The organism is Lujinxingia vulgaris, assembly GCF_007997005.1.
Classification (GTDB): Bacteria; Myxococcota_A; Bradymonadia; order Bradymonadales; family Bradymonadaceae; genus Lujinxingia.
Map to the genome: position 1 here is coordinate 1 of NZ_VOSL01000106.1, position 7285 is coordinate 7285.

At 64.9% G+C, this 7285-nt stretch carries 9 protein-coding genes and 1 tRNA gene; 5 read left to right on the forward strand and 5 right to left on the reverse strand.

The window, feature by feature from the left end:
- Positions 1–155 precede the first annotated feature (155 nt).
- From FRC96_RS16290 to FRC96_RS16300, 3 genes are all read right to left on the reverse strand, one after another.
- Positions 156–608, reverse strand: a complete 453-nt coding sequence (locus FRC96_RS16290; RefSeq protein WP_146975976.1) for a hypothetical protein — start codon at positions 606–608, stop codon at positions 156–158.
- A gap of 82 nt (positions 609–690) precedes the next feature.
- Positions 691–927, reverse strand: coding sequence for a hypothetical protein (locus FRC96_RS16295; protein ID WP_146975978.1), 237 nt, complete (start codon positions 925–927; stop codon positions 691–693).
- A gap of 117 nt (positions 928–1044) precedes the next feature.
- Positions 1045–1569 carry a helix-turn-helix domain-containing protein gene (locus tag FRC96_RS16300; protein WP_230470346.1) on the reverse strand — a complete coding sequence of 175 codons (525 nt, stop codon included), beginning with the start codon at positions 1567–1569 and terminating at the stop codon, positions 1045–1047.
- A 208-nt stretch (positions 1570–1777) separates the two neighbouring features.
- Between FRC96_RS16300 and FRC96_RS16305 the strand changes: the two genes are divergently transcribed.
- The 5 genes from FRC96_RS16305 (at position 1778) to FRC96_RS22350 (ending at position 5354) form a co-directional block, all read left to right on the forward strand.
- Complete coding sequence (locus FRC96_RS16305) at positions 1778–2263, forward strand: helix-turn-helix transcriptional regulator (RefSeq protein ID WP_230470347.1); 486 nt, start codon at positions 1778–1780, stop codon at positions 2261–2263.
- Positions 2264–2440: 177 nt separating this feature from the next.
- Positions 2441–2782, forward strand: a complete 342-nt coding sequence (locus FRC96_RS16310) for a type II toxin-antitoxin system RelE/ParE family toxin (RefSeq protein WP_146975983.1) — start codon at positions 2441–2443, stop codon at positions 2780–2782.
- A complete protein-coding gene (locus tag FRC96_RS16315) occupies positions 2779–3081 on the forward strand; it encodes a helix-turn-helix domain-containing protein (RefSeq protein ID WP_146975985.1) in 303 nt (100 codons plus the stop codon). The genes FRC96_RS16310 and FRC96_RS16315 overlap by 4 nt, the downstream gene beginning before the upstream one ends.
- 189 nt (positions 3082–3270) lie before the next feature.
- On the forward strand, positions 3271–3921 hold the full coding sequence (locus tag FRC96_RS16320; protein WP_146975986.1) for a hypothetical protein: 651 nt from the start codon (positions 3271–3273) through the stop codon (positions 3919–3921).
- On the forward strand, positions 3918–5354 hold the full coding sequence (locus FRC96_RS22350; RefSeq protein ID WP_230470348.1) for a peptidoglycan DD-metalloendopeptidase family protein: 1437 nt from the start codon (positions 3918–3920) through the stop codon (positions 5352–5354). Before FRC96_RS16320 ends, FRC96_RS22350 begins: the two co-directional genes overlap by 4 nt.
- 73 nt (positions 5355–5427) lie before the next feature.
- Here the strand turns inward: FRC96_RS22350 and FRC96_RS16330 are convergent.
- Positions 5428–5499, reverse strand: a tRNA-Gly gene (locus FRC96_RS16330).
- 57 nt (positions 5500–5556) lie between these two features.
- On the reverse strand, positions 5557–7285 hold a 1729-nt coding region (locus FRC96_RS16335), incomplete at its 5' end, for a tetratricopeptide repeat protein (RefSeq protein WP_230470349.1).

Genomic DNA, 7285 nt, shown 5'->3' on the forward strand with positions numbered 1-7285 from the left:
CGCGCCGTCGGGCATCGCGCGCAGCTCGCGCACGCGGGCGTGGAGGCGCAGCGCGGTGGAGGGTGGTCGCCCCCCGGCGTAGCCCGCCACCCGGGCGGCCTGACGACTTCCCGCTCCGTTGAGTCTGGCGATCACGTAACGTTCCGCCTTGGTGCTCATGCCCCCTCCTTGATGCTCGCGGCGTGCTCGATGCGGTGGCGGGCCAGCATCCGGCGCTCCGCCAGCGCCTCCTCCACGCGCCCGTCGACCCGCTCGACTTTTCGACTGACGGTGGTCTTCGACCATCCCTTGATGTCGCGGTAGGCACGGTGGTGGATGCGCACCTCGCACCATACCGTCCAGTCGTCCTCCAGGCTGCGATCGCGGGCCTCGGCAAAGGCCGCCTCAAGCTCCCAGCGGGTGCTCAGGTCGCGGATATGGCCGGGTTCGGGTGGGGGAGAGTATTGAATGAAGAGGCCTACGCTGCGGTAATCGAGGGCGGATATCCCGCCGCATTGCAGCGCCAGGCGCAGGTAGTGGTCGACGGCGTGCTCGGCGCTCACATAGCGGGGGAGGCGCTCTTCGCGCAGGGCGTCGGTGGAGAGGGTGAGGCTATTTTCGATAAACATGCGCATGCTCCTATGCGTTGGATTCGTAAACAGGAGCTGAACATGTTGTCAGTATGTGGCAAGGCTGTCATGCGAGGTAACGTTACAGGTTGGGGCTCGAATTCGAGTCCATCTCCGAGAGCACGATCTGGCGCGCGGCGCGCAGGGCGGCGCGCGATGTGCCCGTGCGCTCCGAGAGCTCGTGCAGATCGAGCGCGCGCAGGATCGCGGGCTCTCCCAGCCAGGGCAGAAGCCCCACCAGCGCCAGGCGCACCTCCGCCGAGAGGTCGCCCGTGAGCAGGCGGGTTGCGAGCGCAGTGTGTGTGGAATTCCCGGACATCATCACCTCAGTCATCTGAACCGGTGAGCAGTATGCGGGGACGATAAACCCGGGGTCAACGCCTGGAAAGGTGTCAGGATCGTCGTATAGCGATAAATGAAGCCTAAGACGCTGACATTAAAGCGGGTTTTTCTGCAGAAATTCGGGAGGGAAGGTCAATGTGAAGACCCACTTCACCTGGCCGACGCGATCGACCCAGGGACTGTCAACCACCGCCGGAAGATGGGTTTGAACCCACTCCGGAGGCAGGTTGGCGCGCTCATAGAGTTCAGCGGTGGTGACCACGACCACGCCGGTGTCCGCGTCTAAAAACGCCGGCAATATTGCCAGAATCAACGCGACGTGCGGATCCAGGCCGGCGAGCGCGATGGCGTTGCGCCAGGCGTTGATCCCGGCCTCGCTGCGCACAAAGGTGGTGGTCTCGGCCTGCGCCCGGGCCTGCGCATGCAGCTGCGCGGCCAGGCGGCGCAGGTGGGTGACGCTGATCTCCAGCGCCCCGGCGATCTCGCTGACGCGATGCTCGGGGGGGCCGCTATGCTCCCACCTCGAGATCGTCATCTTCGAGACGCCCAGACGATCGCCGAGCTCCTCCTGGCTGTAACCCTTCTCCGTTCGAAGCTGGTGGATCGCGAGGCTAAGCATGAGGGGCTCGGGGCTGGATCGTCGTGTGTTCACGGTGTCACCGCCCATCTCGCATAGTACCAATTCCACAACTTTGCAATCGGCTCTTGCTCTGTAACGTGACTAACGGTACATGTGTTCAGGTCGTCACCACGAGGCCGGATGCGCTGGCTTCGGCGGCGATGTGGATCGGAACACGAGAGGAGGTGCCATTGTGAGGCAATCAAGCGTGAGCAAACAGGAGGAGGCCCACGAGCTCGCTGAGCTGCGGGCCCGCGCGGGCTGGACCCAGCGGGAGCTGGCGCAGCGGCTCGGGGTGAGCCACACCACGGTCAGTTACTGGGAGCGCCACGGGTTACCCCGGGGGCGACGAGGGGATATCGCGCGAGTTTTCGGACTCAATGTGCAGCAGGTTCGGTGCGTGTCGGCGCCCGCCGAGGCTCCCGGAGAAGACCGAAAGTCCCTCGTCTCGATCGGCCAGCTGGAGCTCGCCCGCCTGGAGCGTGACGCCGCTCGACGCGCCTACGACGAGCTGGCCGATGACCTCAACACCACCATCCGCGAGCTCGTCGACGCCCTGGAGTTTTATGCCGACTACGCCACCTACATGATTCCCGACGAGTCCCGACTGAGGATCGTCAAGGCCGGTTACCGCCGCTCCATACTCACCGACGGCGGCCGCAGGGCGCGTGTGGCGCTGGGGGAGGAGTTTTAAGCCCGATCTGGCAAGGAGGAGGGCCGTTCGATGCGCCACATCAGTGTCGAGTCGGGCGCCACTCACCCTGGGCGAAGAACATGAGGACCAACACTCGCGTAGGTTATTTGATAGAATATTGATTTTATATAATCCTGGAATTATATTTCTTTTGGCACGTTGAAACCACGGAGACGCATGAAGACTCAGATTCTTGTCACCGATGAGTACAGCGAGTGGTTTGGTAGCCTGGACGCCACCGAGAAAAAGGCGGTCCGTCGGGTCGTCGCGATGCTCGAGCAAATGGGGGTCACATTGCCCTTTCCTTATTCTTCATCGTTGAAGAACACCTCACACCCTCTTCGCGAGTTACGCGTCAAGGCCAAAGGCACGCAGATTCGCGTAATCTACGGGTTTGATCCCACGCGAAACGCCCTTCTGCTCATCGGGGCAACAAAGGCCGGAAGCAAACGCTTTTATGAGCAACTCATCTCCCTCGCAGAGAAAATCTGGGAGGATTTTCACCAGGAGACGCCATGACCCGCACTTTGGAAGAACTCGACCGTGAGCACTTTACCGACGACGAACTCAGGGAGATTCGTCAAGAGGCCCTGGCGGCCGTCATGGAGTTGAACCTCAAGGCACTCCGCAAAGAGATAGGGCTGACACAGCAGGAGTTGGCAGATCGTCTGGAGATGGCGCAGGCGCAGGTGTCTCATATTGAGAACCGAGACGACTTCTTACTCTCGACTCTTCGACGATATGTGGAGGCCCTGGGTGGGGATATTGAGATGTTCGCCACCTTTGGCGAGAAGCGCATCAAGCTCTCTGGAATCTGAGATAATAGGCGCCCTGCTAGATTTAGCTTTTTGAGAAATCTGCTAAAGCTCCCAGGTTGATGGTATGTGTGTTGTTACACCCACCCCACTCCGATACACCTCTGACGCCGCTTTGTATCAAAACGCTCCGGCCGACCTCGCTGCTCCACCCCGCTAAATACCCCGCCGGCACCCCACCCGGGAGTTTGTATGGATGTTGCTGCCCCCACTCGCCGCTATTGCCTGCGCTGCGCCTCGCTCGGCGTACTCAGCGCCCTCGCCATGAGCGTCGCCTGCGCCGAGCCCGAGCCTCCTGCCGACGCGCAACGCTCAGCCTCCCAACCTCTGGTGACCCAGGAGCGCTCCGCGCCCGCCGCCGATGTCGTGGCGACCGAGTCTTTCAAAACCATCGAGCCCGACCGGGAGGCCGCAGACCGGGCCGAACGCCTCTCCCCTGACCGCGTCTCCGCCGAGGTGCTGAAGCGCGCCGCGTCCTCGCCGGTCCCGGTGCTGCTGCCCGACGATGACGCGCTCCTGGCCACCCTGCAGCTGACCACCGGCCCCACCTGGTACGGCGCGTCGATGCGCGGCGAGGATTTCGGGGTCGTGATCCACGGGACGAACGCGCAGCACAGCGTGCCGGGCAGCGGTCTAAAAGAGAAACCCGACGCTCAGGCCGGTCGCCCCGTCTTAAGTCGCACCCACGCCATCGTGACGGTGAGCTTTGAGAGTTTTGACGTGGCCTACGCGCTGGATATCGACTGCCAGGACCCGATGAACAACCCGCGCTGCGCCGAAGACGCCTTCGCCTGGGAGCTGGTCGAAGGGCTGAAGCTGCTTCACGCGGAGGCCACGCGATGACGTCGATGATGTGGAAAACCTTTGAGAAGTTCGCCTGCGGCGCCGTCTTCGCGCTGGGGGCGGCGCTGCTCGCGGCGCCCGCCCAGGCCGAAGAGTTCACCTACCAGCCCCCCGGCCAGCTCGTCGCCGGAAGCGGCACCGGGCGCGTCGACTACACGGTCTATGTGCCCGGGATGCGTTTTCCGATCGAGCAGGCCCCGGCCTACCCCAACTCCCAGGTCTGGGGGCACGGGGGTATGAACGGCCCCGGTGGTGGCCAGTGCGACGCGAATAACTACAGCTACCCCTGGTGGGATAACTACTGTGAGACGCGCACCTGGGATATGCCCCTTTGCCCGGGCGGGCAGGGCCACCAGGGCCAGGACATCCGCCCGGCCACCTGCGAGAACAAGACCCACTGGACCGTGGCGGCCGAGGCCGGCACCATCACCAACATCGGCACCTACTCGGTGAACCTGATGACGGCCGACGGCACCCAACACCGCTACCTGCATATGGATCCGGCCACGCTGGCCGTCTCCGTGGGCGATACCGTGGCCGCCGGTGACCGGCTGGGGCTCGTCTCCAACGCCTTTGGCGGCACGCCCACGACCATTCACCTGCACTACGACATCCGCCGCAACGTCAGCCCGCACGGCCAGGCCTACATCCCCACCTACATGTCATTGGTGACCTCCTACCAGGATCTGATCGGCCAGCCCGCCGAGCCCTGCGGCCTCATCGGCCCCGAGGGCGGACTGATCGACAACGACGACGCCTGCTTTCAACTTCTGGGCAATGTTGGCACCTGGCGCACCGAAGACGTCGGCCACGGCGGGAGCCTCAACTGGACCTATGCCTGGGAGGCGCCGGACCCCGACGGCTACGCCCGCTGGAGCCTGCATGTGGAGGAGCCCGGCGACTACGAGCTGGAGGTCTACATCGAGGCCAGCATCGCCAGCAGCGCCCGTGCTCGCTACAGCCTTTTTGCCGATGGCCAGCAGCACGATCTTCGCGTCGACCAGGGCGCCGCCAGCGGGTGGACCTCGCTGGGCACCTTCCGGTTGAGCGGAGAGAGCGGCGAACGCCTGGAGATCTACGACAACAGTGGCGAGGCTTTTGCTGATCGCCTGCAGTTTGTGGCCGACGCGTTGAGGCTGACGCGCCGGGGCGTCGAAGAGCCCGAGGTCGACGCCGGTGAGCCCGACGCGGGGCAACCCGACGCCGGTGAGGAGGACGCGGGCCAACCGGACACGGGTACCGACCTGCCCGACGCCGGCTCGCAACCCGACGCTGGTGCCCAACCCGACGCCGGCGACGCCTCGGAAGATCGCATGCTCGAAGAGAACTCCTGCGTGGGCTGCTCTTCCACCGACTCCGGCGGATCTTCGGCGCTGATGCTCTTGCTTATGGCCGGCCTGCTCGCCAGGCGGCGCATGCGCCGCACCGCCTGAGCGCGCAGAAAAACTCCTTGAACAAAAAACCCCGACGCCGGATGGCGTCGGGGTTTTTTAATGCTCTGCATAAAGCGGGTGATGGGATTTGAACCCACGACCTTCAGCTTGGGAAGCTGACACTCTACCGCTGAGTTACACCCGCAGAGGGTCTGAGTAGATTAGGCAGTTGCGCAACCGCGTCAAGCCTAAAGTGCATGCGTTACGAGGCCTGCTGGCCGATCGCCTCCAGCTGCTCTTTGACCGCCTGCTGCATATCGGCGCTCAGCCCCTCGCGCGCCTGCAGTTCGGTGAGGGTGTTGCGCGCCTCGTCGGTGTGGCCGAGCTCCAGCTCGCAGAGCGCGATCTGGTAGGCGGCGGCGTCCCGGGCGTCGGGGTCGTCGGCGGCCTGACGGAACTCGTCGAGCGCTTCGTTAAGAAGTCCCATCTCGCGGTAGGCCACGCCCAGCTCCAGGTTGGAGTTGACCACCTCGCCGAAGTTCGGGGCGGCGACCTTCCCGGTGGGGTTGGCCGCGCTGGGGTTGAACTTCTGCGAGAGGCTGCGCGCGCCGAAGGGGTTGTCGGCAGCGCCCAGGCCGCCGCGCACCTGCATCAGCTGCGCGCGCCGCTTGGCCAGCCCCGGGTGGTTGGGGTGCTGGTCTTCAAAGGTGCTGATCGCCTCCGACGCCTCTTCGGTCAGCCCCTGCTGGATGAAGAAGTCGATCTCCGCCATCTCGCCCATCGGGTCGTCGCCGCCGATGTTGACGTCGCCGCCGGAGAACATGTCGCCGAAGAGGTCATCGAAGATGTCGTCGGCCTCCACATCGGCGAAGAGCGAGTTCACGCTGGGTGCCTCCCCACCGGCCGGCGCGTCGTCGAGCGCCGAGAAGTCCACCTCGCCAATGCCGCCGACATCCTGGCTCAGATCCATATCGACGACGTCGTCGGTATCAAAGGCCAGCTCATCGTCGGAGACCACGCTGGAGGCGATGTCCAGCCCGGCCATCAGGCCCGGCTCCTCCACGCTCTCAAAGGTGCCGATGTCGTCGATGTCGACGTCGTCGAAGTCGCCAATCTCCTCGATCGACTCCATGTCGCCCAGCGAGAGGGGCTCGGCCTCGGTGGCCTGGGCAAGTCCGCTCTCGGGCGCATCGCCAAAGGCGTCAAAGGCCGAGTCGAGGGTCTCCAGCGCGGCGTGCACCGCGTCGTCGGCCTCAAACTCCTCGGAGGGAGGCAGAAAGTCGACGACCGCCTCATCGAGGAAGTCCAGGGAGTCGGAGGCAGGCTCTTCGCTGACGAACGCGTCGATGTCGTCGACGTCGACCTGCATGGTGCCCGGCTCATCGACGACCTCGACGACCTCAATGGCGTCGATGGAGATCTCGGCGATGCCATCGGTAGGCGGCGGCCCGTTGAGGTCGACCCCGAGCGCCTGGGCGCGCACGTGCACGGCCTGCGGGTTGGGAGCCACCTCGAGCGCCTCGGTCAAAAACTCATAGGCCCGCAGCGGCGTCTCGGCGGTGAGCTCGGCCAGGGTGATCAGCGTGCGGTAGGCCCCGGCCTGATCGCGGGTGGCACGCGCCAGATCCAACTTCTGCTGGTGGGCCACCACGCTCTTCGGAGAGCGCTCCAGCGCGGCCTCAATGGCGGCCACCGCCTTGTCGTAAAGACCGTACTTTAAGAAGACCTGGCACTCGCTGAGCATCTGCCGGATCTCGGTCTCCGTGGCCGGCGCGGCCTCCACCGCCTCGATCGCAATGAGCCCGGAGGAGGTGCCATCGTCGAGAAACTCCACCTCGTTGGTGATGTCGACGAAGGCCTCAACCGACTCGGCCACCGGCGCCGGAGGCTGAGGGGCGGGCGGTTGCGGAGCGGGCGGCTGGTAAGCCTGCGGTGCGCTCGGACGTGCGGGCGGCGTCTGGGGGGCTGGCGCGCGCGGCGGGGCCGACTGC

Bases quoted from the DNA above. Each gene is read 5' to 3' on its own strand.
- FRC96_RS16290 (WP_146975976.1), bottom strand. From the start codon at position 608: ATGTTTATCGAAAATAGCCTCACCCTCTCCACCGACGCCCTGCGCGAA.
- FRC96_RS16295 (WP_146975978.1), bottom strand. From the start codon at position 927: ATGTCCGGGAATTCCACACACACTGCGCTCGCAACCCGCCTGCTCACG.
- FRC96_RS16300 (WP_230470346.1), bottom strand. From the start codon at position 1,569: ATGCTTAGCCTCGCGATCCACCAGCTTCGAACGGAGAAGGGTTACAGC.
- FRC96_RS16310 (WP_146975983.1), top strand. From the start codon at position 2,441: ATGAAGACTCAGATTCTTGTCACCGATGAGTACAGCGAGTGGTTTGGT.
- FRC96_RS16315 (WP_146975985.1), top strand. From the start codon at position 2,779: ATGACCCGCACTTTGGAAGAACTCGACCGTGAGCACTTTACCGACGAC.
- FRC96_RS16320 (WP_146975986.1), top strand. From the start codon at position 3,271: ATGGATGTTGCTGCCCCCACTCGCCGCTATTGCCTGCGCTGCGCCTCG.
- FRC96_RS22350 (WP_230470348.1), top strand. From the start codon at position 3,918: ATGACGTCGATGATGTGGAAAACCTTTGAGAAGTTCGCCTGCGGCGCC.